Source organism: Rhodococcus sp. IEGM 1351 (assembly GCF_030056875.1).
In the GTDB taxonomy this organism is placed as follows: domain Bacteria; phylum Actinomycetota; class Actinomycetes; order Mycobacteriales; family Mycobacteriaceae; genus Rhodococcus_F; species Rhodococcus_F opacus.
Window position 1 is genome coordinate 65,981 of the sequence record NZ_JASHKU010000004.1, and the last position, 26,159, is coordinate 92,139.

24 protein-coding genes and 1 pseudogene are annotated in these 26,159 nt (G+C 68.3%); 17 read left to right on the forward strand and 8 right to left on the reverse strand.

The genetic code is table 11. The features are described 5' to 3' along the window. Window positions 1-31: 31 nt before the first annotated feature. Both QM806_RS08305 and QM806_RS08310 read right to left on the reverse strand, forming a co-directional pair. Window positions 32-460, reverse strand: a complete 429-nt coding sequence (locus QM806_RS08305) for a PaaI family thioesterase (protein ID WP_005258207.1) — start codon at window positions 458-460, stop codon at window positions 32-34. Between the two features lie 4 nt (window positions 461-464). Further along, a complete protein-coding gene (locus QM806_RS08310) occupies window positions 465-1,028 on the reverse strand; it encodes a TetR/AcrR family transcriptional regulator (RefSeq protein WP_005258206.1) in 564 nt (187 codons plus the stop codon). A gap of 90 nt (window positions 1,029-1,118) precedes the next feature. On the opposite strand from QM806_RS08310, the gene QM806_RS08315 reads away from it, so the two are divergent. After that, complete coding sequence (locus tag QM806_RS08315; protein WP_043793831.1) at window positions 1,119-2,321, forward strand: adenylate/guanylate cyclase domain-containing protein; 1,203 nt, start codon at window positions 1,119-1,121, stop codon at window positions 2,319-2,321. Window positions 2,322-2,403: 82 nt separating this feature from the next. Further along, window positions 2,404-2,709, forward strand: coding sequence for a hypothetical protein (locus tag QM806_RS08320; RefSeq protein ID WP_005258203.1), 306 nt, complete (start codon window positions 2,404-2,406; stop codon window positions 2,707-2,709). 2 nt (window positions 2,710-2,711) lie between these two features. Here QM806_RS08320 and QM806_RS08325 read toward each other — a convergent pair whose 3' ends face one another. Then, entirely contained in the window at window positions 2,712-3,272 is a 561-nt protein-coding gene (locus QM806_RS08325) for a TetR/AcrR family transcriptional regulator (protein WP_005258188.1), read from the reverse strand. Between the two features lie 76 nt (window positions 3,273-3,348). Between QM806_RS08325 and QM806_RS08330 the strand changes: the two genes are divergently transcribed. Next, complete coding sequence (locus QM806_RS08330; protein ID WP_005574404.1) at window positions 3,349-4,821, forward strand: FAD-dependent oxidoreductase; 1,473 nt, start codon at window positions 3,349-3,351, stop codon at window positions 4,819-4,821. Here QM806_RS08330 and pepN read toward each other — a convergent pair. From pepN to QM806_RS08350, 4 genes are read right to left on the reverse strand one after another with little or no spacing between them, the layout of a single operon-like run. Further along, window positions 4,811-7,321, reverse strand: coding sequence for an aminopeptidase N (gene pepN / locus QM806_RS08335; protein WP_005574406.1), 2,511 nt, complete (start codon window positions 7,319-7,321; stop codon window positions 4,811-4,813). The two genes, QM806_RS08330 and pepN, sit on opposite strands and share 11 nt — an antisense overlap. A 37-nt stretch (window positions 7,322-7,358) precedes the next feature. Next, entirely contained in the window at window positions 7,359-8,213 is an 855-nt protein-coding gene (locus QM806_RS08340; RefSeq protein WP_005574408.1) for an EamA family transporter, read from the reverse strand. A gap of 19 nt (window positions 8,214-8,232) precedes the next feature. Further along, a complete protein-coding gene (locus QM806_RS08345; protein ID WP_005258164.1) occupies window positions 8,233-9,033 on the reverse strand; it encodes a crotonase/enoyl-CoA hydratase family protein in 801 nt (266 codons plus the stop codon). Between the two features lie 57 nt (window positions 9,034-9,090). After that, entirely contained in the window at window positions 9,091-10,059 is a 969-nt protein-coding gene (locus QM806_RS08350; protein ID WP_257237437.1) for an SDR family oxidoreductase, read from the reverse strand. Here QM806_RS08350 and QM806_RS08355 point away from each other — a divergent pair. The 14 genes from QM806_RS08355 (at window position 10,037) to tuf (ending at window position 25,878) form a co-directional block, all read left to right on the forward strand. Then, on the forward strand, window positions 10,037-10,828 hold the full coding sequence (locus QM806_RS08355; protein ID WP_169692689.1) for a TIGR03084 family metal-binding protein: 792 nt from the start codon (window positions 10,037-10,039) through the stop codon (window positions 10,826-10,828). The two genes, QM806_RS08350 and QM806_RS08355, sit on opposite strands and share 23 nt — an antisense overlap. Next, window positions 10,825-12,531 carry an acyclic terpene utilization AtuA family protein gene (locus QM806_RS08360; RefSeq protein ID WP_054245448.1) on the forward strand — a complete coding sequence of 569 codons (1,707 nt, stop codon included), beginning with the start codon at window positions 10,825-10,827 and terminating at the stop codon, window positions 12,529-12,531. The genes QM806_RS08355 and QM806_RS08360 overlap by 4 nt, the downstream gene beginning before the upstream one ends. Next, complete coding sequence (locus QM806_RS08365; protein WP_005572741.1) at window positions 12,528-13,676, forward strand: acyl-CoA dehydrogenase family protein; 1,149 nt, start codon at window positions 12,528-12,530, stop codon at window positions 13,674-13,676. Before QM806_RS08360 ends, QM806_RS08365 begins: the two co-directional genes overlap by 4 nt. Continuing rightward, complete coding sequence (locus QM806_RS08370) at window positions 13,673-15,271, forward strand: acyl-CoA carboxylase subunit beta (RefSeq protein ID WP_169692690.1); 1,599 nt, start codon at window positions 13,673-13,675, stop codon at window positions 15,269-15,271. Before QM806_RS08365 ends, QM806_RS08370 begins: the two co-directional genes overlap by 4 nt. A gap of 8 nt (window positions 15,272-15,279) precedes the next feature. Further along, on the forward strand, window positions 15,280-17,289 hold the full coding sequence (locus tag QM806_RS08375) for an acetyl/propionyl/methylcrotonyl-CoA carboxylase subunit alpha (RefSeq protein WP_169692691.1): 2,010 nt from the start codon (window positions 15,280-15,282) through the stop codon (window positions 17,287-17,289). Further along, window positions 17,286-18,476: an acyl-CoA dehydrogenase family protein gene (locus QM806_RS08380; RefSeq protein ID WP_169692692.1), complete on the forward strand. Its 1,191-nt coding sequence runs from the start codon at window positions 17,286-17,288 to the stop codon at window positions 18,474-18,476. Before QM806_RS08375 ends, QM806_RS08380 begins: the two co-directional genes overlap by 4 nt. After that, the gene (locus QM806_RS08385; protein ID WP_005258141.1) at window positions 18,476-19,276 is read left to right on the forward strand and encodes an enoyl-CoA hydratase family protein; all 801 of its coding nucleotides are present in this window, start codon (window positions 18,476-18,478) and stop codon (window positions 19,274-19,276) included. Before QM806_RS08380 ends, QM806_RS08385 begins: the two co-directional genes overlap by 1 nt. A 59-nt stretch (window positions 19,277-19,335) precedes the next feature. Continuing rightward, the gene (locus QM806_RS08390; protein ID WP_283291030.1) at window positions 19,336-20,013 is read left to right on the forward strand and encodes a TetR/AcrR family transcriptional regulator; all 678 of its coding nucleotides are present in this window, start codon (window positions 19,336-19,338) and stop codon (window positions 20,011-20,013) included. 38 nt (window positions 20,014-20,051) lie between these two features. Beyond that, window positions 20,052-20,576, forward strand: a complete 525-nt coding sequence (locus QM806_RS08395) for a DUF3558 domain-containing protein (protein WP_054245451.1) — start codon at window positions 20,052-20,054, stop codon at window positions 20,574-20,576. Between the two features lie 11 nt (window positions 20,577-20,587). After that, window positions 20,588-21,127, forward strand: a complete 540-nt coding sequence (locus QM806_RS08400) for a DUF3558 domain-containing protein (protein ID WP_005258138.1) — start codon at window positions 20,588-20,590, stop codon at window positions 21,125-21,127. 362 nt (window positions 21,128-21,489) lie between these two features. Continuing rightward, on the forward strand, window positions 21,490-21,864 hold the full coding sequence (rpsL, locus tag QM806_RS08405) for a 30S ribosomal protein S12 (protein ID WP_005252198.1): 375 nt from the start codon (window positions 21,490-21,492) through the stop codon (window positions 21,862-21,864). Further along, complete coding sequence (gene rpsG, locus QM806_RS08410; RefSeq protein WP_005252199.1) at window positions 21,864-22,334, forward strand: 30S ribosomal protein S7; 471 nt, start codon at window positions 21,864-21,866, stop codon at window positions 22,332-22,334. Before rpsL ends, rpsG begins: the two co-directional genes overlap by 1 nt. 161 nt (window positions 22,335-22,495) lie before the next feature. After that, complete coding sequence (gene fusA / locus QM806_RS08415; protein WP_005258137.1) at window positions 22,496-24,598, forward strand: elongation factor G; 2,103 nt, start codon at window positions 22,496-22,498, stop codon at window positions 24,596-24,598. 89 nt (window positions 24,599-24,687) lie between these two features. Next, entirely contained in the window at window positions 24,688-25,878 is a 1,191-nt protein-coding gene (tuf, locus tag QM806_RS08420) for an elongation factor Tu (RefSeq protein ID WP_005252203.1), read from the forward strand. 71 nt (window positions 25,879-25,949) lie between these two features. Here tuf and QM806_RS41350 read toward each other — a convergent pair. Continuing rightward, window positions 25,950-26,138, reverse strand: a pseudogene (locus QM806_RS41350) (YciI family protein); the annotation flags it as partial. Between the last annotated feature and the right edge of the window lie 21 nt (window positions 26,139-26,159).

The following is a 26,159-nucleotide window of genomic DNA, read 5'->3' on the forward strand; positions in this document are numbered from 1 at the left end:
GGTCCCATCGTTCCATCCCGTGCGGCCGCGACTACCGCGGCTGCTTGACCGTCGCCGTGCCCTGGGCGGCGGCGCACAGTACCTCCGAGCCGTCGTCCTGCACCGCGTAGATGTCGCACCGGCACAACGCCTGGCGCCGGGTCGAGGCGTCGGCTCGGGCGTCCGCCCGCAGCAGCACGCCCTGTGCGGGGCGGAGGTAGGTGATCGTGAAGCCCGCGGTCATGATGTTCGCGCCGAGCACGGTGCCTGCGGCGAACGTCAGAGCGTTGTCGGCGGCGTACGACAGGACGCCGCCGTGCACGAAGCCGTTCTGTTGCCGGAGTTCGTCCCGGACGGGGATCTCGAGGGTGGCGCCGCCCTCCCCGAACTGCGTCATGCGGGCGCCGACGAGCATGCTGAACGGCTGGGCCGCCAGCACGGCCTGCGCGGTGTCGGCGGTGAGGGCGACGTCCACTGTCATGCCTCTACTCCTGGTTCCGTAGCGAGTTCCACGCGGCGCGCGCCAGTTCGGGCGCCACCGCGGTGGGGTCGGTGGTCATGGCGCCCGCGAGCCACTGGCGGGAGTACTCCTGAGCCGGGCCCAGCCACAACGCGTAGAGCACGTCGAAGTCGAACCGGCGGACCGTTCCGTAGTGTTCGTGGACCCGCCACCAGTGGGTGACGTCGCGGAAGAACGCCGCGTTGGTGGAATCGGCCCGCTCGTCGACGCCCGGGGGCCGGGGCGCGGCGAGGATGGTGGCCCGCTGCGGGTTGCCGGACACCCACTGCAGGTGGCGGACCACGGCGCCTTCCACCCCGGACCGGGCGTCGGCGCATTCCGAGAGCGCGGCCCGGAATCCGTCCTGATAGTCGGCGAGCGCGCGTAACCAGACCTGGAGATACAGCACTTCCTTGTTCGGGAAGTGGTGGTAGACGGCTCCCACACTGACACCGGCCTCGTGCCGGATGTCGGCGAGCCGAGTCGCGAGGACGCCGCGGCGGGCGAAATGTCCCTCCGCCGCGTCCAGCAACAGACTTTGAATCGGCACATACCGAATATAGTTCGGTCATGGCAACGGGGGAAGGCGAGTTCGCAGGATTACGGCGATGGGCGACGTCGTTCCTGGGACGATGAGGACGTGCGCATCCCGCGACAGCCCCGACGGATCACGCCCCGAACGGGTCGCCTGGTGTCCCCGCCGCCTCGCCCGCTCCGCCGCCCGGGTCCGGCACCCACGCAACTCCACGAGTTCGAGGCCGCCGGCCTCCTCGACGGACTCAGCGGATCGGATCGCTCTGCGCGCATGGGGGTGCTGAACACCCTGATCGAGGACGGGGTGTCGATCGACGAACTCCGCGTCGCGTCGCGGGACAATCGCCTCGCGCACCTGCTGCTCGAGCACGCGCTGGCGCCGAAGGGCCGGTACGGCATCGACGAGATCTCCCGGAAGACCGGCGTCACCGTGGAGGACACCCGGCGGTGGTTCCGGGCGATCGGCCGGGGTGCGTCGGAGGACGGGACGTTCTACGACGACGGCGACCTCGACCTCGCGCGCGGACTCAAGCAGTACCGGGACCTGGGGCTCGACGAGAGCGGAATCTTCGCGGCCGCGCGGGTCCTCGGCCGCAACCTCTGGACGGTCGCCGACGCCGCGGACGCGCTCCTGCAGGAGCGACTCGAGGCGACGCGCGATCACCCCGAGGTGGCCCTGCGGTACGCGGTGGAGGTGCGTCGCATCGCGGATTTCGAGGCGCAGATCCTGGCTCACCTCATCGCCACCACTCTGCGCCACCAGTTGCGGTCCGATGCGGTGGGCATCGCCAGGGACTCGAACATGCAGGTTCGCGGTGCGCAGGAGATCGGCGTCTGTTTCGCCGACCTCGTCGGATTCACGCTGCTCGGTGAGCAGGTGGCGCCCGCCGATCTGGGGCGGGTGGCCGAGCGGCTCGACGGGCTGGCCACCGATCTGGCGCTCGCGCCGGTGCGTCTGGTGAAGACGATCGGGGACGCCGTCATGTTGGTCTCGCCCGATCCCAACGCGCTGGCGTACTCCGCGCTCGACCTCGTGCAGGCCGCGCGCACCGAGGGGCTTCCGCCGTTGCGGGCCGGGATCGCCTGGGGCACGGCGGTGCCCAGTGCGGGCGACTGGTTCGGCAGGCCCGTCAACATGGCCAGTCGCGTCGTCGCGGTCGCACCGTCCCACGAGGTGGTCGTAACCGGTGAGTTCTACGACGAACTCGACACCGACGAGTTCTGGGGCGAACCGGCGGGCAGTCACCGGCTCAAGGGAATCGATGCGCCCCAGGAGCTCTTCGGGATCGGCCGCCGGTACGTCGCCTGAGCGGCGCGGCTTCGAAAACGTGTCGTACCCTCGCGATACCGTGATGGCACAGCTCACAGAAGTAGATCGAGTGAGGCGCATCATGACCGGCGATTCGGGTGCAGACTGGCATTTCTACGCGGTGGTCGAAACCGCGGTGGACGGTGGTCACACGCTCGCCGCGTTCGGGCCGCGACCGACGGCGCTCGACGCCCTCCGGCTGGCCGTGCATTCGGTCAACCACACCGCGTATTCGGTTCTGGAACAGGGGATCGCGGGCGATCCGCGTGCCGAGGCGAGTGTCGTCGAGCGGTTGCCGATCACGTCGTTCACCATCAGGCGGCACCGCCGCAGCACGAGCGAGCTCGATGCCCGCTGGATGCTGAACGGCGGCAGGCATCACCGGTAGGGCTACCGCGGTTCTGTCGTGAGGTAGTACTCGAGCACGGGCCCGACCCAGCGCATCAGCTGTTCGTGTGTCATGTCCGCCACGGGCGGGACCCGGAGTATGTAGCGGGAGAAGGCGAGTCCGAGGACCTGCGACCCGACGAGGGCCGCACGTTCGTCCGCGCGATCCGCCGCGACCACGGCGAGCGCGGGCGCCACCTGGCGGGCGAAGACCTGCAACATCGCCTCGGCGGCCCGCGGGCTGGTCGCCGCCGCGCGGAGGAGGGGGAGGAACGCACCGTCGTTCTCCCACACCGCGAAGAAGCGCGGCATCAGCACGCTCGCGAGGTCCTCGACGGGAATGTTGTGGAGGTCGGGCAGGTGCAGATCGAATTCGGCGGCCTCGGCGAACAGCGATTCCTTGGTGCTGAAGTACCGGACCACCAGTGCGGGGTCGACGCCCACATCCGACGCGACGGCGCGCATCGTCGTGCGTTCGTAGCCGTCGGTGCCGAACCGGGCGCGGGCGGCGTCGAGTATCGCGGCGCGGGTGGCGACGGCGGAGCGGGCGCGACGTTCGGGCATTCCACAAGTGTAAGTCAACAGCTGTTGACCTGGCGTGGGGATGCGCCTACCGTGGAAGTCAACAGATGTTGACTTGATGGACCATCTTTCGATCGGAGGCAGCGTCATGAAGCACATCGACGTGGTGGTGATCGGCGCGGGACCCACGGGATGCATGCTCGCGGGCGAGTTGGCGACGGCGGGCCGATCGGTGACGGTGCTGGACAAGCGCGCCGCGCCGTCCACCCTCAGTCGCGCATTCGGCGTCCACGCCCGCACCCTCGAACTGCTCGACGCCCGCGGCCTCGCCGACCGCCTCGTGGCCACCGGCGCCGCCTCACCCGGTCTGAAGTTGTGGCGCGGTGCGGCGCTGAATCTCGGGCGTCTGCGGTCCCGGTTCCCGTTCGTCCTCGTCACCCCGCAACGGAACGTCGACGCCCTTCTGGAGGAGCACGCTCGGGACTGCGGCGCCGACATCATCCGTGGGTTCACCGTGACCGGGGTGGAGCAGGACGGAAACGGCGTCCGCGTTCACGGCCGCGACGTTTCAGGACGCGAGAGTACGTTCCACGCGACATATGCGGTCGGTGCGGACGGCGCGCACAGCGCGGTCCGGACGATGATCGGGCAACCGTTCCCCGGCAAGGCCGTGCTGCGGTCGATCATGCTCGCCGACGTCGAACTCGAGAACCCACCGGACAATCTCGTGACCGTCAATGCCGTCCGAGACGGATTCGCGTTCATCGCGCCGTACGGCGACAACCTGTTTCGGGTGATCGCCTGGAACCGGCGCCATCAGGTGGACGACACCGCGCCCGTGGACCGGGAGGAACTGCGCAGCACCATCGAAGTCGCGATGGGCACGGACTACGGTCTCGGCGACGTGCGCTGGCAGTCGCGATTCCACAGCGACGAACGGCAGGTCCCGCAGTATCGGACGGGCCGGGTGTTTCTCGCCGGTGATGCAGCCCACGTGCATTCGCCCGCAGGTGGGCAGGGCATGAACACCGGCATCCAGGACGCCGTCAATCTCGGCTGGAAACTCGCGGCCGTCCTGGACGGCGCGGACGACGCGGTGCTCGCCACCTACCACGCCGAGCGGCACCCGGTCGGCCGGCTGGTTCTGCGGTCGAGCGGTGCCACGATGCGCATGATGATCATCCGGCCGTGGATCCTGCGGAAGCTCCGGAACGGGGCAGTGGCGGCGCTTCTCTCCTTCCCGCCGATCGGCGACGCGGTCGCCCGGATGTTCTCGGGCATCGGAATCGGGTACGGCCACGACGCCGGCGAGAGCACCCTGGTCGGCCGACGCGCCGAAGACCTGCCCACCGACGCCGGGCGGCTGTACGAGGTGATGCGCTCGGGCGGTTTCGTCCTGGTCACCGAGCCCGGGGCTCCTGTCCCCGGCGATGTCCACGCGGTGCCCCGGACCGACGGCGGACCCGCACTGCTCGTACGCCCCGACGGCTACATCGCCTGGGCGGGCGACAGTAGGTCCGGCCTGTGGCGGGGCGTCCTGGAACGGTGGACGGCCCGCACGTCGACCGGTGCCCGGCCGGTCAGCCGGTGACGTCCGAACGGCTGTTGAACGCCTGCGCTCGCAGATCCCGGGCGAGATGATCCCGTTGCTCGAGCACCAGCCGTCGTAGCGCGGCGGGCGCGTCGGCGTTGGTGGCGAGCCATCCGTCCGCCGCGTCGAGTGTCGTCTCGGACGGGAACAGCCCGACCACGATCCGCCGCGCGATTTCGATACTGCGCTCCTCCCACACCGGGCGGATCGAGGCGAAGTAGCCGGCGGCGTACCCCTCGACGAGGTCGTGCCGGGCGCCTGCGCGGAACCCGGCGATGACCGCGCCGAGATGTTCGTTGGACAGGGTGCGGTCGTGGAAGATCGATTCCCAGGCCTTCGCCTTCACGTCCGGGTCCGGTCGCGAGAACTTCGCTCGCAGGTACGCGGTGCGGCCGGAACCGGTGTCGTCGCGGCGCAGCTCACCGTCGAGGTCGGCGTCGTCGGCGTGTCCGGTGGCGGCGAGCGCGCCCCAGAACCCCCAGCGCAGATCCGGGTCGAGCGCCAGCCCGGTCGGCACCGGCCCGCCGGCCTCGAGGATCGACCGGATGTCGGCCGCGCGACTGCCGTCCATCGCAGCGGCGCCGGCAACCGCACGTGCCCAGGCGAGTTGGCTTCCCGAAGCCGGCGGGGCGTTCCACAACGCACGCCAGGTGTGCTCGAGCCAGTCGAGGCGAGCGGTGTCGCGCGAGGGCTCGGGGAGGAAGTGCTCGATCGCGTACGGGGCGTTGGCCAGCACGGAGGTGAGGAGGGTCAGGTGTGACTCCGCCGGTGAGAACCTCCGGGCCATCGACAGATAGCGCATGGCGCCCAGATCGCTGTCGCGGGTCGCATTCCACAGCGACGACCAGATCAGGCCCCGCGCCAGCGGGTCCCGCAGCCGGTCGAGCGAGGTCTCGACGGTGGTCAGCGATCGGTCGTCCAGCCGCACCTTCGCGTACGTCAGGTCGGCGTCGTTGAGCAACACGAGCGGCGCGTCGGCGAGATCGATCGGGGTGCGGGCGTCGGCGAGGTCGACCTCGACCCGCTGCACGCACACGAGGTCGCCGGTCCCGTCGAAGTCGTAGCGCCCGACGCCGAGCCGGTGCGGACGCGGATCGGTCTGCACGATCGCGGCACGCCCGTCGGCGTCCCGCTGCAGGCTCAGTGCGGACACGCCGGTGGTCTGCAACCAGGCGCGCGCCCAGCTCGTCAGGTCCCGGCCCGACGTGGCCGACAGTTCCGTCAGCAGATCCTTCAGGGTGGTGTTTCCGAAGGCGTGGGCGCGGAAGTAGCGGCGCGCCCCCTCGAAGAACGCGTCACGCCCGGCGTACGCGACGAGTTGCTTGAGGACGCTGGCGCCCTTCGCGTACGTGATGCCGTCGAAGTTCAGTTTCGCGGCCTCGAGGTCGACGATGTCCGCGACGATCGGATGCGTCGTCGGCAACTGGTCCTGCAGGTACGCCCACGCCTTGCGGCGGTTGGCGAACGCCACCCAGGCGTCGGTCCACCGGGTGGCCTCCGCGTTGGCCAGTGCGCCCATGTAGTCGGCGAACGATTCCTTGAGCCACAGGTCGTCCCACCACACCATCGTGACGAGGTCGCCGAACCACATGTGGGCCATCTCGTGCAGGATCGTGTTCGCCCGGCCCTCGTACTGGGAGTCGGTGGCGGCGCCGCGGAACACGTACGCCTCGGTGAACGTCACGCAGCCGGGGTTCTCCATGGCGCCGAGGTTGTACTCGGGGACGAACACCTGGTCGTACTTGCCGAACGGGTAGGGGTAGTCGAAACCGTCCGTGAAGAATCCCAGCCCCTGCCGGGTGATCTCGAAGATCGTGTCGGCGTCGAGGTATTGCGCGAGCGAGGCCCGGCAGAGGACGCCCAGCGGGATCGTGAGGTCGCCGCCGCACCACTCCGAGTCGGCCCGGTGGTAGGGCCCGGCCACGACCGCGGTGATGTAGGTGGAGATCGGCAGTGTCGGCGCGAACGTGACCACCTGGCCGCCGGTGGTGTCTTCCCGTTCGGCGATCTGCTGGTTGGAGACCACCTCCCACTGCCGCGGCGCGGTGACGACGAACGTGAACGGCGCCTTCAGGTCCGGCTGTTCGAAGCACGCGAACACCCGCCGCGCGTCCGCCGGTTCGTACTGCGTGTAGAGGTACGTCTGCCCGTCCGCCGGGTCGAGGAACCGGTGCAGACCCTCGCCGGAACGGCTGTACTCGCCCCGGGCGGCGACGATCACGACGTTGGATTCACGCAGCCCGGTCAACGCGATGCGGGCGCCGTCGTAGTCGACGGGGACGTCGTCGCCGTTGACCGTCACCGACTCCACATCGGCGCCGAGGAAGTCGAGCCAGGTCGTGGACGTGCGGGCGGTGAACTCGACGGTCGTGGTGGTCGCGAACGTCGCGACCTCCGGGTCGACGGCGCCGAGTACGTCCAGTTCCACCCGATAGCCGAGAACGTCGATCACACGGGAACGTTCGGCGGTTTCGGCTCGGGTCAGGTTGGCGGTGCTCACGCGTCGATCCTGCCAGCCCGGCCCACCGGCCGTGCCGCTACCGGTTGCTCAGGACGGAGCCGACTCCGGCCGCGACGACGAGCGCGATCGCGGCCAGCGACTGCAGTCCGAGGACCTGCCCGAGCACGATCACCCCGGCAAGGGTCGCGGCCGCCGGTTCCAGCGCGATGAGCACGGCGAACACCTTCTTGCTCATCACCTGCAGCGCCCGTAGCTCGAGCGAGTACGGAATCACCGAGGACAGCAGGGCCACCGCCGCACCGACGGCAAGGATTCGGGGGTCGAACAGTGCGGTGCCGCCGGACACCGCGCCGAGCGGAAGCGTCAGGGCCGCCGCGACGATGCTCGCCCCGGCGAGGCCGTCCGCGCTGGGAACCGTGGCCGCGAGGTTCGAGCCGGCGACGATGTAACCGGCCCATGCCGCACCTGCGGTGAGCGCGAAACACACCCCCACGAGGTCGAGGGACGCGGTGCCCGAGTTCTCGCGCAGGCCGAGCATGACCACGCCGGTCAGCGCCGCCAGTACCCACACACCGTCCCGCAGTCTTCGCGACAGCACGGCGGCGAGGGTGAGCGGACCCAGGAATTCGATGGTGACGGCGGTGCCGAGGGGCAGCCGCGCGAGGGCCTCGTAGAACGCCGAATTCATCACGGCGAGCGCCACTCCGAGTGCGAGGATGCCCTCGCGCTGCGTTCGTGTCCACCGTCGCCACCGCGGCCGCACGATCACCCCGAGGATGATCGCCGCGATCGTCAGTCGCAGCGACACCGCGCCACTGGCGCCCACCTCCTCGAACAGGGTGCTCGCGAAGGCGGCGCCGAACTGGACGGACAGCACCGATCCGAGGACCGAGACGACGGGAAGAAGCTGACTGCGCGGCTCCGCTGTCACCGGTGTGCGATGCCCGGGTTCACTGGCCGGTGAAGTTCGGGCTGCGGCGATCGAGCATCGCACCGACCGCCTCGTGATGGTCCGCGGTGTGATGGGCGAGCGACTGCATGGCGGCCGACAGTTCGAGGAGGCTCTCGAGGCTCTGGTGACGGCCTTCGCGGAGCAGCTTCTTGGTCATCCGCAGCACCTGCGGCGGGTTGACCGCCACCCGGTCGGCGAGGGCCCGTGCCGCGCCGAGGAGTTCCTCGGGTTCGGTGATCTGCGAGACGAGTCCCCACTCCAGGGCTTTCGCGGCGTCGATCGCGTCGCCGGTGAACGCCATCTCGCTGGCCCGCGCCATCCCGACGGCCTGCGGCAGGAACCAGGCGCCGCCGTCGCCGGGGACGAGTCCGACCTTGACGAAGCTCTCCGCGAACACGGCGGCCGTGGACGCGATCCGCATGTCGCACATCAGCGACAGGTCGCATCCGGCGCCGATCGCGGGTCCGTTGACGGCGGCGATGGTCGGCACCTCGCAGTGGTAGAGGGCGAGCGGGATGCGCTGGATGCCGTGCCGGTAACCCTGCCGCAGGTCGGCGGGGGAGCCGCCGAACATTCCGGCGCGGTCGCGCATGTGCTTGACGTTGCCGCCGGAGGAGAACGCCGAACCCGCACCCGTGACGATCGCGACGCGCACACTGGGATCACCGTTGACCTGGGCCACCGCATTCTCGAGCGCCTCGATCACGTCCGGCTCGGAGATCGGGTTGCGCGCCTCCGGACGGTTGAGCGTCCAGGTGACGATGTCGCCTTCGCGGGTGGTGAGCACGGCGTCGGTCATGGACGACTCCCTTGGGTGTGAGCGCGGATTCGAGACCGTCCCAGTCTGTCATTGCGCTCAGATGCCGGTGCGCCGTACCAGTGCGTCGGTGGCGGACGGCGCGAACGTGCCGAGCACCCGGAACAGTTCGGCGTAACTGGGGAGCAGTTCGATCGGGCGGGTACGCACGGCGGTCACGAACCATTCCGCCGCCTGCTCGGGCGTCAGGGCCGCCATCGCGTCGTAGTCCGTGGTGGGCGCGATCATCGGCGTCCGGACCAAGGGAAAGTCCAGGGTGGTCACGGAGATTCCGCGGTCGCGCACTTCGGCGCCGAGGCTTCGGCCGAACGCGCCGACGGCCGCCTTGGACGCGTGGTAGGCGGAGAACTTGGGCATGACGCCGGCGGGCACGCCCCACGTCGCGACGTTGATGATGTGGCCCTTGCGACGCTCGATCATCGACGGGAGCAACGCGAGGGTCAGTCGCGTCGAGCCGAAGTAGTTGACGGCCATGGTGCGTTCGAAGTCGTGGAAGCGGTCCAGCGAGTCCTCGACCGTCCGCCGGATCGACCGTCCGGCGTTGTTGACGAGAACGTCGACGGGGCCGATCTCCCCGAGCACCTGCGCGACGAGGGCGTCGACGGACTCCGGGTCCGTGAGGTCGCAGGGTACGGCGTGCGCGTCGCAACCGGACCGCAGGATGTCGTCGCGCACGGACTCGAGGGCGTCGGAGCCGCGGGCCACGAGGACGACCTCCGCGCCGAGGTCGGCGAGCCGGCGTGCGGCCGCTTCACCGACCCCCGAGGAACCGCCGGTGACGAGGATCCGCTTCCCGGCGATGCGGTGGCCGGTTCCCGGTACGACTCGGGCGGCCACTGCGCGCGGGGAGGGCAGTGGGTTGAGCGCGGCACGGGTGAGCAACTGTCGTATCACCTGACCAGCGTGGCAGCTCGCCGGACGATCCGCAGGCAAATAACAATCAATCGTGCTTGCTTTTTTATTGGGTCGGTGTGATGCTGGTCGCATGGCTGAACTGCAGAGGTTCATCGATGACTTGTGCGCCGAGAGCGATTCGCTGGATGCCCTGGTCGCCGACCTCCCCGACTCCCGCTGGGCCGATCCGACACCGGCCGAGGGCTGGACCATCGCCCACCAGATCGGACATCTGCTGTGGACCGACGAGGCCGCCCTCCTGGCGATCACCGACCCCGACGGCTTCACCGAGCAACTGACGGTGGCCGCCTCGAACCCCGCCGGCTTCGTCGACGCCGGCGCCGAGGAGCACGCCCGCAGGGAACCGACGGAACTGCTCGCCGCCTGGCGCTCGGCCCGGGCTCGACTCGCGGAGGCCCTCCTGGCGGTGCCGCCGGGACAGAAGATCCTCTGGTACGGCCCGCCGATGAAGGCGGCCTCGATGGCCACCGCCCGATTGATGGAGACGTGGGCGCACGGCCAGGACGTCGCCGACGCGCTCTCGGTGCCGCGCACACCCACCGAGCGGTTGAAGAGCATCGCCCACCTCGGTGTCCGCACCCGCGACTTCGCCTACGCCGTCAACGAACTCGCCCCACCCGCGGAGGAGTTCCGCGTCGAACTGAGCGCCCCCGACGGAGTGTCCCTCTGGACGTGGGGCCCCGAGGACGCCGCGCAGAAGGTCGCCGGACCCGCCGAGGACTTCTGCCTCCTCGTCACCCAGCGCGCGAACCGAGCCGATCTCGCCCTCGAGGCTACCGGCGCGGATGCGGACGCGTGGCTGAACATCGCTCAGGCCTTCGCCGGCCCCGCGGGCGGCGGCCGTGAGGCGGGAACCCGATGACCGTGCGGATCGGCAACTGCTCCGGCTTCTACGGCGACCGGCTGTCGGCGATGCGCGAGATGCTCGAGGGCGGCGAACTCGACTATCTGACCGGCGACTACCTCGCCGAACTCACCATGCTGATCCTCGGCCGCGACCGCATGAAGGACCCGAACCGCGGCTACGCGAAGACGTTCCTCCGTCAGGCGGAGGACTGCCTCGGGCTGGCCCTGGACAAGGGTGTCCGCATCGTCGCCAACGCCGGCGGGCTCAACCCGGCCGGTCTCGCGGACGCGTTGCGGGAGGTGAACGACAAGCTGGGGCTGCAGGCGACGGTCGCCCACGTCGAAGGCGACGACCTGATCGGCCGGGCCGCAGAACTGGGGCTGGGCAGCCCGCTGACCGCCAACGCCTACCTCGGCGCGTGGGGCATCGTCGACTGCCTGAACGCCGGCGCCGACGTCGTCGTCACCGGGCGTGTCACCGACGCGTCCGTGATCGTGGGCCCGGCGGCCGCACACTTCGGCTGGCGGCGAGACGCTTTCGACCAGCTCGCCGGCGCCGTGGTGGCCGGGCACGTCATCGAGTGCGGCACCCAGGCGACGGGCGGCAACTACGCGTTCTTCACCGAGATCGGCGACCTCGACCGTCCCGGATTCCCGATCGCCGAGATCGACTCGGACGGATCGTCCGTCATCACCAAGCACCCCGGGACCGGTGGCGCCGTGAACGTCGGCACCGTCACCGCGCAGTTGCTGTACGAGATCACCGGTGGCCGCTACGCCGGTCCCGACGTGACCGCGCGAATCGATTCCGCCGCACTGTCGCAGGACGGCCCCGACCGGGTGCGCATCAGTGGCGTCGTCGGCGAGGCGCCGCCGCCGCAGCTCAAGGTGTCGCTGAACACGCTCGCGGGTTTCCGCAACGAGGCCGTGTTCGTCCTCACCGGCCTCGACATCGAGGCCAAGGCGGCCCTGGTGAAGCGGCAGCTCGAGGGGTGGCTTCCCACCCGGCCGGCCGAACTCGACTGGTCACTCGCCCGCACCGATCACCCGGACGCCGACACCGAGGAGGCCGCGAGCGCGCTGCTGCGCTGCGTGGTCCGGGATTCGGACGCCAACGCAGTCGGGCGCGCATTCTCCTCCGTCGCAGTCGAAATGGCACTGGCGAGCTACCCCGGCTTCACGCTGACGGCGCCACCCGGGCAGGGTCAGCCCTACGGCGTGTTCACCCCGGGATACGTGTACGCCAAGGAGGTGCCGCACGTCGCGGTGCTGCCGGACGGAACGCGCGTCGACATCGAACCCGCCACCGACGTCCGGGAACTCGAGGACGTCGCCGAGCCCGCGCTCCCGGAGCCGCGGGGCACCGAACCCACAGTGCGGGTGGCGCTCGGGACCATCGCCGGAGCGCGCAGCGGTGACAAGGGCGGCAACGCGAACGTCGGTGTGTGGGTGCGCACCGACGAGCAGTGGCGGTGGCTGGCCCACGCGCTGACCGTCGACGAAGTGAAGCGCCTTCTCCCGGAGGCCGCCGACCTCACCGTCACGAGATATGTGCTGCCGAAACTGCGCGCCGTCAACTTCGTGATCGAGGGAATCCTCGGGCAGGGCGTCGCGTCCCAGGCCCGGTTCGACCCGCAGGCCAAGGGTCTCGGCGAATGGCTGAGATCCCGGCACGTCGACATACCGGAAGCACTCCTTCCCGAAGGGACAACGTTGTGAGCGTGTGGGATTCACCCGAGCGGCAGGAACTGCGCAAGACGGTGCGCAGCTTCGTCGAACGACAGATACTGCCGCACCTGGACGAGTGGGAACGCGACGGCGAACTGCCCCGCGCGCTGCACCGGGAGGCCGCCGAGCTGGGTCTGCTCGGCGCCGGCTTCCCCGAATCCGTCGGGGGCGAGGGCGGAGACCTCGTCGACGCGGTGCTGATCTGCGAGGAATTCCACCAGGCAGGTGCATCGGGTGGCGCGTTCGCTTCCCTGTTCACGTCGGGAATCGCGCTGCCGCACCTCGCGGCGGCCGGTGACCCGGAGCAGATCGAGAAGTGGGTCCGCCCCACCCTGCGCGGCGAGCTCATCGGCTCGCTCGCCATCACCGAACCCGGCGGCGGTTCCGACGTCGGGCATCTGCGGACCACGGCGGTCCGCGACGGCGACCACTTCGTCGTCAACGGGTCCAAGACGTTCATCACGTCCGCTGTCCGGGCCGACTTCGTGGTCACCGCAGTCCGCACCGGCGGTCCCGGCGCGTCCGGGGTCTCCCTGCTCGTGATCGAGAAGGGCACATCGGGATTCGAGGTGGCCCGCAAACTCGACAAGATGGGCTGGCGTGCGTCGGACACGGCCGAGTTGTCGTTCGTCGACGCCCGGGTGCCCGCCGCCAATCTTGTCGGCGAGGAGAACAGCGGGTTCGCGCAGATCGCCCAGGCGTTTCTCACCGAGCGCATCGCCCTCGCCGCGCAGGCCTATTCGAGCGCGCAACGGTGCCTCGACCTCACGCTGCAGTGGGTGCGCGACCGCGAGACGTTCGGCCGTCCGCTGATCAGCAGGCAGTCGGTGCAGAACACGGTCACGGAGATGGCGCGCAAGACCGACGTGGCCCGCGTCTACACCAGAGCGCTGGTGGAGCGTTCGCTCGTGTCGAACGAGGACTTCATCGCGGAGGTCTGCTTCGCGAAGAACACCGCCGTCGAGTCGGGCGAATGGGTGGCCAACCAGGCCGTCCAGCTGTTCGGCGGCCTCGGCTACATGCGGGAGAGCGAAGTGGAACGGCAGTACCGCGACATGCGCATCCTCGGGATCGGTGGCGGTACCACCGAGATCCTGACGGGGCTCGCGGCCAAGCGATTGGGGTATCAGTCATGACCACGTTGAAGTCCACGCTGGACACGAGTTCCGAAGAGTATGCCGCGGCGGCGAAGGCCATGACGGACAAGCTCGCCGAGATCGACACCGAGCACGCCAAGGCGCTCGCGGGCGGCGGCGAGAAGTACACCGAGCGGCACAAGAAGCGCGGCAAGCTGCTCGCCCGGGAGCGAATCGAACTGCTCCTCGACCCCGACTCGCCGTTCCTCGAACTGTGCCCGCTCGCGGCGTGGGGCAGCGACTTCCCGGTCGGCGCCAGCACCGTCGTCGGCATCGGTGTGGTGGAAGGCGTCGAGTGCCTGATCGTCGCCAACGACCCGACTGTCCGCGGCGGCACCAGCAATCCGTGGACGTTGCGGAAGGGATTCCGCGCCAACGACATCGCCCGGCAGAACCGGCTCCCCGTCATCTCCCTCGTGGAATCCGGCGGCGCGGACCTTCCCACTCAGAAGGAAGTGTTCATACCCGGTGGCCGCATGTTCCGCGACCTCACCCAGCTCTCCGCCGCGGGTATCCCGACCATCGCCCTCGTCTTCGGCAATTCGACGGCGGGCGGCGCGTACATCCCCGGCATGTCCGATCACGTCGTCATGATCAAGGAACGATCCAAGGTGTTCCTCGCCGGACCGCCCCTCGTGAAGATGGCCACCGGTGAGGAATCCGACGACGAAACCCTCGGCGGCGCCGAGATGCATGCCCGCAAGTCCGGCCTCGCCGACTACTTCGCGGTCGACGAGCAGGACGCCATCCGGATCGGCCGCAGCATCGTCAAGCGCCTGAACTGGAAGAAGCAGGGTCCCGCGCCCCGGGCCGAGGTCATCGAACCGCTCGCGGACCCCGAGGAACTGCTCGGCATCGTCCCCGCCGACCTCAAGATCCCGTTCGATCCCCGCGAGGTGATCGCCCGCATCGTCGACGGCTCCGATTTCGACGAGTTCAAGCCGATGTACGGATCGTCACTCGTCACGGGCTGGGCCGAGCTGCACGGATACCCGGTGGGCATCCTCGCCAACGCGCGCGGCGTGCTCTTCAGCGAGGAATCGCAGAAGGCGACCCAGTTCATCCAGCTGGCCAACCGCTCGCACACCCCACTGTTGTTCCTGCACAACACGACCGGATACATGGTGGGCAGGGAGTACGAGGAGGGCGGGATGATCAAGCACGGTTCGATGATGATCAACGCCGTCTCCAACTCCACCGTCCCGCACATCTCGATCCTGCTCGGCGCGTCCTACGGCGCCGGTCACTACGGCATGTGCGGACGCGCGTTCGACCCGCGATTCCTGTTCGCCTGGCCCAGTTCCAAATCCGCGGTCATGGGCGGGGCGCAGCTGGCCGGTGTCATCTCCATCGTCAGCCGCGCCTCCGCCGAGGCCCGCGGGCGGGCGTTCGACGAAGAGGCCGACGCAGGCATGCGCGCCATGATCGAGAACCAGATCGAGGCGGAATCCGTGCCGATGTTCCTGTCCGGTCGCCTCTACGACGACGGCGTGATCGACCCGCGCGACACCCGAACCGTGGTGGGAATGTGCCTGTCGGCCATTGCCAACGCCCCGATCGAAGGCGCCGAGAACTTCGGCGTCTTCCGGATGTGAGGCCCGACATGATCCAGTCCGTACTGGTTGCCAATCGTGGTGAGATCGCCCGCCGCATCTTCGCCACCTGCCGCCGCGCAGGCATCGGGACCGTCGCCGTGTTCTCGGATGCCGACGCCCTCAGCCCGCACGTCGCCGAGGCCGACACCGCGGTCCGGTTGCCGGGCAACAGTCCTGCCGACACGTACCTGCGCGGTGACCTCGTCATCGAGGCGGCACTGCTCGCCGGCGCCGATGCCATCCACCCCGGCTACGGGTTCCTCTCCGAGAATGCGGACTTCGCGCGCGCCGTCCACGACGCGGGGCTGACGTGGATCGGGCCGCCCGCGCCCGCCATCGAGATGATGGGTTCGAAGGTGGAGTCCAAGAAGATGATGGCCGCCGCCGGAGTCCCGGTGCTGGCCGAACTCGATCCGGGTGCCGTCACCGAAGCGGACCTGCCGGTACTCGTCAAGGCGTCCGCAGGCGGCGGCGGACGCGGCATGCGCGTCGTGCGTGAGCTCGCGGACCTTCCGGAACAGTTGGAAGGCGCCCGCCGCGAAGCGCAGTCGGCGTTCGGCGACCCGACCGTGTTCTGCGAGCGCTACTTGGAAACGGGCAGGCACATCGAGGTCCAGGTGATGGCCGACCGGCAGGGAACCGTCTGGGCGGTGGGGGAGCGTGAATGCTCCATCCAGCGGCGGCACCAGAAGGTGGTGGAAGAGGCGCCGTCACCGTTGGTCGATGCGGTCCCCGGGATGCGCGAGCGACTGTTCGAGGCCGCCCGGCTCGCGGCGAAGGCCATCGACTACGAGGGTGCGGGAACGGTCGAGTTCCTGGCTTCCGGTCGAGCGGAGCGAGGGGGAGACGACCCGGACCAGGGTGACTTCTATTTCCTCGAAATGAACACCCGGCTGCAGGTGGAACACCCGGTCACCGAATGCACCACTGGCCTCGACCTCGTGGAACTGCAGCTGCAGGTGGCGTCCGGGCAGGCGCTCGGCGCCGAATCGCCCGCCGTGTCCGGCCATTCCATCGAGGTCCGGCTGTACGCCGAGGATCCGGCGCAGAACTGGCAGCCACAGAGTGGACCGGTCCACCGCCTGGACCTGCCCGGGGACGCGGTCGAATTCGACGTTCTCCGCACCCCGGGCATCCGCCTCGACTCCGGTGTGGTCGACGGATCCACCGTCGGCGTGCACTACGACCCGATGCTCGCGAAAGTCATCTCGTTCGCGCCCACCCGCACGCAGGCGGCCACGCGGCTGGCAGCGGCCCTGAGCCGCGCGCAGATCCACGGACTGCGCACCAACCGCGACCTCCTCGTCAACGTGCTCCGCCACCCGGCATTCCTTGCCGGCGACACGGACACCGCCTTCTTCGACACACACGGGCTGGACGTGCTGGCGCGCCCGCTGGCCTCGGCCGACACCGAGCGACTGTCGGCGCTGGCCGCCGCACTCGCGGACGCCGCGCACAACCGCGACGTCGCGACCGTGAACACCTCGCTGCCCAGCGGATGGCGGAACCTGGCGTCCGCGCCGCAGAGCAAGACGTTCACGGGAACCGACGGTGACATCGAGATCCGGTACCTGCTCACACGGTACGGGCTGAAGGCCGAGGGCTTCGACGACGTCGCGCTCGTGTCGGCCACGGCGCGGCACGTCGCACTGGACGTCGCGGGGCTGCGCCGCTCGTTCGAGGTGTCCCGGTACGGGGACGACGTGTTCGTCGACTCCGCCCTGGGCCCGGTGAGCCTGCACGCCGCACCTCGATTCACCGATCCGAGCGCCGTCGTCGCCGAGGGGTCGCTACTCGCGCCGATGCCGGGTTCCGTCATCCGCCTCGGCGCCGCGGCCGGCGACTCCGTGACCGCCGGTCAGCCGATCGTGTGGCTCGAGGCGATGAAGATGGAACACACGATCAAGGCGCCGGCTTCCGGTGTCCTCACCGAACTTTCCGTGACCGCCGGTCAGCAGGTCGACGTGGGAACGGTCCTGGCAGTAGTCGAAGCAGCGCAGCCTGAAGGAGTGTCATGAGCTTCATCGAGACCGAAGAACAGAAGGAACTCCGCGCCTCCGTGTCGAGGCTCGGGGAGCGATTCAACTACGTCGACTACGTGCTGCCCCGGGCGCGGCGCAGTGAACCGCTGACCGAATTGTGGAACGAGGCGGGCAAACTCGGCTTCCTCGGCGTCAATCTCCCCGAGGAATACGGGGGCGGCGGCGCAGGCATCTACGAACTCGCCCTCGTCCAGGAAGAACTCGCGGCCCACGGCGCTGGCCTCCTGCTGGTGGTCGTGTCGCCCGCCATCTGCGGCACGATCATCGACAAGTACGGCACCGAGGAGCAGAAACAGACCTGGCTCCCCGGCCTCGCCGACGGTTCGAAGATCATGGCGTTCGGCATCACCGAGGCCGACGCGGGTTCGAACTCGCACCAGATCACGACCACCGCGCGTCGGGTCCGGTCGAGCGAAGCGAGGGGTGATGGTCAAGCCGAGGACTGGCTGCTGTCGGGGAACAAGATCTACATCTCCGGGGTCGACCAGGCCGACGCCGTGCTGATCGTCGCGCGGACCGAGGACTCGAAGACCGGCAAGCTGAAACCTGCCCTGTTCATCGTCCCCACCGACGCCGCGAACTTCGTGAAGACGCCGATGGAGATGGATATCGTCGAGCCCGACCACCAGTTCATGCTGTTCCTCGACGACGTCCGGCTACCCGCCGACGCCCTCGTCGGCGAGGCCGATGCGGCGTTGATGCAGCTGTTCGCGGGTCTCAACCCCGAACGCATCCTCGGCGCCGCCATGGCGATCGGCATGGGCCGCTACGCGCTGGGCGCCGCGGTGCGGTTCGCGAAGGAACGCACGGTGTGGAAGGAGCCGATCGGCGCGCACCAGGGCATCGCGCATCCGCTGGCGCAGATCAAGATCGAACTCGAACTCGCCAAGCTGATGATGCAGAAGGCGGCCGTCCTCTACGACAGCGGCGACGACTTCGGCGCCGCCGAGGCCGCCAACATGGCCAAGTACGCCGCCGCCGAGGCCAGCATCAAGGCACTCGACCAGGCCGTCCAGACACACGGCGGCGCAGGCCTGACCAAGGAATACGGTCTCGCGGCGATGCTCGGCGCGGCACGCATCGCACGAGTGGCCCCGGTGAGCCGGGAAATGATCCTCAACTTCGTCTCCCAGCACTCGCTCGGGTTGCCGAAGTCGTACTGATGTCGAACGGACAGCACATGACCGACGTGGAAGCCGACCGGTACGTCCGGTACGAGGTGAACCGGGGGTTCGCCACCCTCACCCTCGATTCGCCCCACAACAGGAACGCGATCTCCGGCAGGCTCGTGGACGAACTGCTGCAGGGATTGCGGGACGCCGCCGCGGACAACGACGTCCGAGGCGTCGTCCTCACCCACACCGGCGGCACGTTCTGCGCCGGCGCGGATCTGAGTGAGACGTCCGGCGACGTCGGCTCGCGCACCCGGCAGATGGCCGACCTGCTGCGGGCCATCGTCGAGTTGCCCAAGCCGGTGATCGCCCGGATCGACGGTCACGTCAGGGCCGGAGGCATGGGCTTGGTCGGGGCCTGCGACATCGCCGTCGCCGGCCCGCGCAGCACGTTCGCGCTCACCGAGGTCCGGCTCGGACTCGCCGCGTCGATCATCTCGTTGACCGTGCTGCCCCGGATCGATTCGCGCGCCGCGAGCCGCTACCTCCTCACGGGCGAGAAGTTCGGTGCCCACGAGGCGGAGGCCATCGGGCTGATCAGCGAGTCCGCCGAGGATCCCGAGGACACCGTCGAGGAAGTGCTCGACCAGTTGAGGCAGGCGTCGCCGCAGGGCCTGGCCGAGTCGAAGACCCTGACGACGCGCAGTGTGCTCGCCGATTTCGACCGCTACACCGACGAGCTGACCGCCCAGTCGGCGAGGCTGTTCGAATCCGAGGAGGCGCGGGAAGGCATGATGGCGTTCCTGCAGAAGCGGCCGCCGAGATGGGCCTCCGGCCCCGTGCGTGGTTGACGAGTCTCAGGACTCGTCGAGCACTCACGGGCGCGCAGCGCGACGAGAGGAAGTGACACATGACCCGCGAACCGAAGCAGGACCGTAGCCGGGTCACGCGCGGGCATCTCCTCGAGGTCACCATCGACTGCCTCGCCGAGCTGGGCTGGGGTGCCACCACGGTGAGCCTCGTCGCCCAGCGCGCCGGGGTGTCCCGCGGCGCGACCCAGCACCACTTCCCGACCCGCGAGGACCTCATCACCGCAGCGCTCGAGGTCATGTTCGATGCCCGGATGGAGCAGGCCCGGCGCGAGGCCACCGACCTGCCGACCGGGGAGGGGCGCACCGAGGCCGTGGTGTCGCGGCTCGTCGACTACTACACGGGCACCCTGTTCAAGGCGGCGCTGCAGGTCTGGACGGCCGCGGCCGCCGCCCCCGAACTCCGGGCCCGGATCGTGCCGCTCGAGGAACGGTTCGGGCGGATCGCGCACCGCACCGCCGTCGAACACTTCGGATTCGACGACGCCGATCCGGTGGCGCACCGGCTCGTCCAGGCCACCCTGGATCTCGCCCGCGGACTAGGCCTCGCCGACGTGCTCACGGACGACTCCAAACGACGAGCGGAGATCGTGCGGCAGTGGGCGGCGCAGCTGGATGCGGCGTTACCGTCCGGACAGCCGCGGAGCGGCCAGTCGGCACACCCGCGGAGCGGTCAGTCGGTACAGCCGCCGATGCTGGACGCGGCCGTTCTCGACTGACCGGGCAAAGAGCGCGGGGATCGGTAGAGTCACCGACCATGGGCCGGAAATGGGGAGCGCTCGTCCTGATCACCGTCGCCGCCGGTCTGGCCGGCTGTGGGGGAGACGGAGACGATTCCGGTACCGAGCCTGCCGCGCAGCAACTCCCGCAGGTGACCGATCCGGGCCCGTTCTTCGGTCAGTGCGGTTCGGTCACCGACGACGAGGTCGCGAAGGCGTTCGGGATGCCGCCCTTCACCGGCGTGACGCGAAATTCCGTCGGCTGCGAGTGGGAAACCGCAGGAATAGGCGGTCCCAGCGTGACGTTCTCCTGGTACCGCGGCAGTCCCATCGGCCGCGAGCGGGCAGGTTCCGAGCTGATCGGCAGGCCGGCCACCGACATCGACATCCAGGGGCACCCCGGATTCATCGCATCGTCCGAAGGAATTCTGTGTGAACTCGGCGTGGAGTTCGGGGGCGACTTCGTCCACTGGTCGGTGATGTACGCGGACGCGCAACCCGCGGCGGACCCGTGCACGGTGGCGCGCGATCTCGCCGAACTCAGCGTGTCGAGGGCCAAATGAGCGGGGGAGTGATGAACGGCGGGACGTGGCGTGCGGTTCGGGTGCTGGCCGCGGCCACCGCGGTCGGGCTGATCGCGGGGTGCGGGTCGACGATCGAGGGCTCACCCAGGGCTGAAGGGGCGTCCTCGTCCGGTGACACCGAACAGTTCACGGCCCTGCTGGAGGAGTGCAACGCCGTCGCCGACGAACAGATCGCCCAGACCGTCGGCGCCGACGCCATCGAACGGGGCTTCTTCGGCGCGATCTGCCGCTGGGACGCGGTCGGCGCCAACGGTCCCGTGAAGGTGACGTTCAACTGGTTCGAGACGGGTTCTCTCGACACGGAGAAGTCGACCGGCGAGAAGCTCGGCTACACGGTGGAGTCCTCCACCATCCAGGGGCGCAAGGCCGTCGTGATGCGTCCCCCCGGCGATCCGGGGGCGTGCGGAGTGACGGTCGGATCACCCTCCGCGGGCGTCGTCGGCTGGTGGGTACAGTTCCAGACGGGGGCGGCAGACCCGTGTGAAGCGGCATCGACGCTTGCGGATCTGACGCTCAATCTGAGTAGTTGATGTGCCCGTGTCCGTACCGACAGCTCCGAGCAGCACCCCACATCGCAGGTCAGCCCTTACCACTGCCAGCCCACTTTGACCTTCCGGCGCGCCGCCGGGTATCGTTGTGGGTCGTGTCCGGCATGCCCGGGCCGATCTGTGTGCCTAGCGAGGTATTGCCGTGCGCGCGTTCGTGCAGATTCCTGCATGGAACGAGCATCCGGCTGCCTGTGTGGGGGTATGCGACACACCCGACCTCGGGTGCAGCTCGAGGTGCGGGTGAGGGGCAGCAGCTCTCTTGCCCCAACTGCTAGATCCCTAATTTCAGAACAGCCAAGGTTGCTTGTCCAGAGCAGTCTGTTCAACACGAAGAAAGCCGGTAAATGCCAACCATCAACCAGCTGGTCCGCAAGGGCCGCCGCGACAAGACCGCGAAGGTCAAGACGGCAGCCCTCAAGGGCAGCCCGCAGCGTCGTGGCGTGTGCACCCGCGTGTACACCACCACCCCGAAGAAGCCGAACTCGGCGCTCCGTAAGGTCGCGCGTGTGCGCTTGACCAGCTCCGTCGAGGTCACCGCTTACATCCCGGGCGAGGGTCACAACCTGCAGGAGCACTCGATGGTGCTCGTCCGCGGTGGTCGTGTGAAGGACCTCCCCGGTGTGCGCTACAAGATCATCCGTGGCTCGCTCGACACCCAGGGTGTCAAGGGCCGCAAGCAGGCCCGCAGCCGCTACGGCGCCAAGAAGGAGAAGAGCTAATGCCACGTAAGGGCCCCGCTCCGAAGCGTCCGCTCATCAACGACCCGGTCTACGGTTCGCCCCTGGTGACGCAGCTCGTCAACAAGATTCTCCTGGACGGCAAGAAGTCCACCGCCGAGCGCATCGTCTACGAAGCACTCGAGCAGGCGCGCGAGAAGACCGGCACCGATCCGGTCGTCACTCTCAAGCGCGCACTGGACAACGTCAAGCCTGCCCTCGAGGTCCGCAGCCGCCGTGTCGGTGGCGCCACCTACCAGGTGCCGGTCGAGGTCCGTCCGGGCCGCTCCACCACCCTCGCGCTCCGCTGGCTCGTGACCTTCTCCCGGCAGCGCCGCGAGAAGACCATGGTCGAGCGTCTCGCCAACGAGCTCCTCGATGCCAGCAACGGCTTGGGTGCCGCTGTGAAGCGCCGTGAGGACACTCACAAGATGGCCGAAGCCAACAAGGCATTCGCCCACTACCGCTGGTGACGTCACGTCGGAGCAGTCACCTACCGTGACTGCTCCGGCGTCGTCGCACGTCGGGCCCCTACCGGGGACCGGCTGATCTACAACTCGAGACAATGGCCCCGCTGGTGGAACACCGGGGAGGCCGACACCCGATACACGAGCTACGAGCGGGGAAGAATCCTGTGGCACAGGAAGTGCTGACCGACCTGAACAAGGTCCGCAACATCGGCATCATGGCGCACATCGATGCCGGCAAGACCACGACCACCGAGCGCATCCTGTTCTACACCGGTGTCAACTACAAGATCGGTGAGACGCACGACGGTGCCTCGACCACGGACTGGATGGAACAGGAGAAGGAACGCGGCATCACGATCACCTCTGCCGCGGTGACCTGCTTCTGGAACAACAACCAGATCAACATCATCGACACGCCGGGCCACGTCGACTTCACCGTCGAGGTGGAGCGTTCGCTCCGCGTGCTCGACGGCGCCGTCGCAGTGTTCGACGGCAAAGAGGGCGTCGAGCCCCAGTCGGAGCAGGTGTGGCGTCAGGCCGCCAAGTACGACGTTCCGCGCATCTGTTTCGTCAACAAGATGGACAAGATGGGCGCGGACTTCTACTTCACGGTCCAGACCATCATCGACCGCCTCGGCGCGAAGCCGCTCGTTCTCCAGCTGCCGATCGGCGCCGAGGACGACTTCGACGGTGTCGTCGACCTGGTCGAGATGAAGGCTGTCACCTGGCGTGGCACGGTCGCCATCGGCGCCGAGCCCACCATCGAGGAGATCCCGGCCGATCTCGCCGACAAGGCTGCCGAGTACCGCGAGAAGCTGCTCGAGACGGTCGCCGAGTCCGACGAGAAGCTCATGGAGAAGTACTTCGCCGGCGAGGAGCTCTCCGTCGAGGAGATCAAGGGCGCCATCCGCAAGATGACGGTCAACTCCGAGCTGTACCCGGTGCTGTGTGGTTCCGCGTTCAAGAACAAGGGCGTTCAGCCCATGCTCGACGCGGTCATCGACTACCTGCCGAACCCGCTGGACATCGGCGAGGTTCAGGGTCACGCCCTGGGCAACGAAGAAGAGATCCTCACGCGTAAGCCGAGCAAGGAAGAGCCGTTCTCGGCTCTGGCCTTCAAGATCGCTTCGCACCCGTTCTTCGGCAAGCTGACGTTCGTCCGCGTGTACTCCGGCCGGATCGATCCGGGCGCCCAGGTCATGAACGCGACCAAGGGCAAGAAGGAGCGCATCGGAAAGCTCTTCCAGATGCACGCCAACAAGGAGAACCCGGTCGACGAGGCCGTGGCCGGCCACATCTACGCGATGATCGGTCTGAAGGACACGACGACCGGTGACACCCTGTGTGCACAGGACGCGCCGATCGTGCTCGAGTCCATGAGCTTCCCGGACCCGGTCATCCAGGTCTCGATCGAGCCCAAGACCAAGTCCGACCAGGAGAAGCTGGGCACCGCGATCCAGAAGCTCGCCGAAGAGGACCCGACGTTCTCCGTCGAGCTCGACGAGGAGACCGGCCAGACCGTCATCGGCGGCATGGGCGAGCTCCACCTCGACATCCTCGTCGACCGTATGCGTCGCGAGTTCAAGGTCGAGGCCAACGTCGGCAAGCCGCAGGTCGCCTACCGCGAGACCATCACCAAGAAGGTCGAGAAGCACGACTACACCCACAAGAAGCAGACGGGTGGATCGGGCCAGTTCGCCAAGGTGATCATCGCGCTGGAGCCGTTCGTCGGCGAAGACGGTGCCACCTACGAGTTCGAGAACAAGGTCTCCGGCGGCCGCATCCCTCGCGAGTACATCCCTTCCGTGGATGCAGGCGCGCAGGACGCGATGCAGTACGGCGTTCTTGCCGGCTACCCGCTGGTGAACCTGAAGCTGTCGCTGCTCGACGGTGCATACCACGACGTCGACTCGTCGGAAATGGCCTTCAAGGTTGCCGGTTCGCAGGCGCTGAAGGAAGCCGCCCGCAAGGCCGGCCCGGTCATTCTCGAGCCGCTCATGGCTGTCGAGGTCACCACACCCGAGGAGTACATGGGTGATGTGATCGGCGACCTGAACTCCCGCCGTGGCCAGATCCAGGCCATGGAGGAACGCAGTGGTGCCCGTGTCGTGAAGGCGCTGGTTCCGCTCTCGGAGATGTTTGGTTACATCGGTGATCTGCGGTCGAAGACCCAGGGCCGGGCGAACTTCTCCATGGTGTTCGATTCCTACGCAGAGGTTCCCGCGAACGTCTCGAAGGAAATCATCGCCAAGGCGACCGGCGAGTAACCTCGGTTCCAGCCGGCCGAAGCACGACCCAGTAATAACAACCGCACTGCTGCATACCGCAAGCATCAATCAGTCCAGGAGGACACACAGTGGCGAAGGCGAAGTTCGAGCGGACGAAGCCGCACGTGAACATCGGCACCATCGGTCACGTCGACCACGGCAAGACCACGCTGACCGCGGCCATCACCAAGGTTCTGCACGACGCGTACCCGGATCTCAACGAGGCTTCGGCCTTCGACGAGATCGACAAGGCTCCTGAGGAGAAGGCTCGCGGTATCACGATCAACATCTCGCATGTTGAGTACCAGACCGAGAAGCGCCACTACGCGCACGTCGATGCTCCCGGTCACGCCGACTACATCAAGAACATGATCACCGGTGCGGCGCAGATGGACGGCGCCATCCTCGTGGTCGCGGCCACCGACGGCCCGATGCCCCAGACGCGTGAGCACGTGCTGCTCGCCCGCCAGGTCGGCGTGCCGTACATCCTCGTCGCCCTGAACAAGGCCGACATGGTGGACGACGACGAGATCATCGAGCTCGTCGAGATGGAGGTCCGTGAGCTCCTCGCTGCGCAGGAGTTTGACGAGGACGCTCCGGTTGTCAAGGTCTCCGCACTCAAGGCGCTCGAGGGCGACCCCGAGTGGACCAAGAACATCCTCGAGCTCATGGCTGCGGTCGACGAGTCCATCCCGGACCCGGTCCGCGAGACCGAGAAGCCCTTCCTCATGCCCGTCGAGGACGTCTTCACGATCACCGGTCGTGGCACCGTCGTCACCGGTCGTATCGAGCGTGGCGTGATCAACGTCAACGAGGACGTCGAGATCGTCGGCATCAAGGAAACCAAGACCAAGACCACGGTCACGGGTATCGAGATGTTCCGCAAGCTCCTCGACTCGGGCCAGGCCGGTGACAACGTCGGTCTGCTGGTTCGTGGTATCAAGCGCGAAGATGTCGAGCGTGGACAGGTTGTCGTCAAGCCCGGCACCACCACCCCGCACACCGAGTTCGAGGGCCAGGCGTACATCCTGTCCAAGGACGAGGGCGGCCGCCACACGCCGTTCTTCAACAACTACCGTCCGCAGTTCTACTTCCGTACCACGGACGTGACGGGCGTTGTGACGCTGCCCGAGGGCACCGAGATGGTCATGCCCGGTGACAACACCGAGATGTCCGTCAAGCTGATCCAGCCCGTCGCCATGGACGAGGGCCTGCGCTTCGCGATCCGCGAAGGCGGCCGTACCGTCGGCGCCGGCAAGGTCACGAAGATCAACAAGTGATCTAGCTCCACCAACGCCAATGGCGCTCACCCTCCGGGGTGGGCGCCATTGGCGTTTTCGGGGTACGGACTTCAGCGGTAGTTCAACGCATCCCATTCTCGGATGTCGCCGGGATGCGCGATGCCTTCGAGGACGAACGGGTCGCGCGCGATAAATTGTTCTGCGCGCTCGCGGCTGCTGAAGATCGCCATGGACCGGTTGCTCGCCGGGTCGTCGAACGGTCCGAGACCGAGCAGCCCACCTTCCGCGGCGAACGCGTCGAGGTACTCCCACGCCCCGCG

Bases quoted from the DNA above. Each gene is read 5' to 3' on its own strand.
- QM806_RS08305 (WP_005258207.1), bottom strand. From the start codon at position 460: ATGACAGTGGACGTCGCCCTCACCGCCGACACCGCGCAGGCCGTGCTG.
- QM806_RS08320 (WP_005258203.1), top strand. From the start codon at position 2,404: ATGACCGGCGATTCGGGTGCAGACTGGCATTTCTACGCGGTGGTCGAA.
- QM806_RS08325 (WP_005258188.1), bottom strand. From the start codon at position 3,272: ATGCCCGAACGTCGCGCCCGCTCCGCCGTCGCCACCCGCGCCGCGATA.
- QM806_RS08330 (WP_005574404.1), top strand. From the start codon at position 3,349: ATGGACCATCTTTCGATCGGAGGCAGCGTCATGAAGCACATCGACGTG.
- QM806_RS08345 (WP_005258164.1), bottom strand. From the start codon at position 9,033: ATGACCGACGCCGTGCTCACCACCCGCGAAGGCGACATCGTCACCTGG.
- QM806_RS08355 (WP_169692689.1), top strand. From the start codon at position 10,037: ATGGCTGAACTGCAGAGGTTCATCGATGACTTGTGCGCCGAGAGCGAT.
- QM806_RS08350 (WP_257237437.1), bottom strand. From the start codon at position 10,059: ATGAACCTCTGCAGTTCAGCCATGCGACCAGCATCACACCGACCCAAT.
- QM806_RS08360 (WP_054245448.1), top strand. From the start codon at position 10,825: ATGACCGTGCGGATCGGCAACTGCTCCGGCTTCTACGGCGACCGGCTG.
- QM806_RS08370 (WP_169692690.1), top strand. From the start codon at position 13,673: ATGACCACGTTGAAGTCCACGCTGGACACGAGTTCCGAAGAGTATGCC.
- QM806_RS08375 (WP_169692691.1), top strand. From the start codon at position 15,280: ATGATCCAGTCCGTACTGGTTGCCAATCGTGGTGAGATCGCCCGCCGC.
- QM806_RS08380 (WP_169692692.1), top strand. From the start codon at position 17,286: ATGAGCTTCATCGAGACCGAAGAACAGAAGGAACTCCGCGCCTCCGTG.
- QM806_RS08385 (WP_005258141.1), top strand. From the start codon at position 18,476: ATGTCGAACGGACAGCACATGACCGACGTGGAAGCCGACCGGTACGTC.
- QM806_RS08390 (WP_283291030.1), top strand. From the start codon at position 19,336: ATGACCCGCGAACCGAAGCAGGACCGTAGCCGGGTCACGCGCGGGCAT.
- QM806_RS08395 (WP_054245451.1), top strand. From the start codon at position 20,052: ATGGGCCGGAAATGGGGAGCGCTCGTCCTGATCACCGTCGCCGCCGGT.
- QM806_RS08400 (WP_005258138.1), top strand. From the start codon at position 20,588: ATGAACGGCGGGACGTGGCGTGCGGTTCGGGTGCTGGCCGCGGCCACC.
- rpsL (WP_005252198.1), top strand. From the start codon at position 21,490: ATGCCAACCATCAACCAGCTGGTCCGCAAGGGCCGCCGCGACAAGACC.
- rpsG (WP_005252199.1), top strand. From the start codon at position 21,864: ATGCCACGTAAGGGCCCCGCTCCGAAGCGTCCGCTCATCAACGACCCG.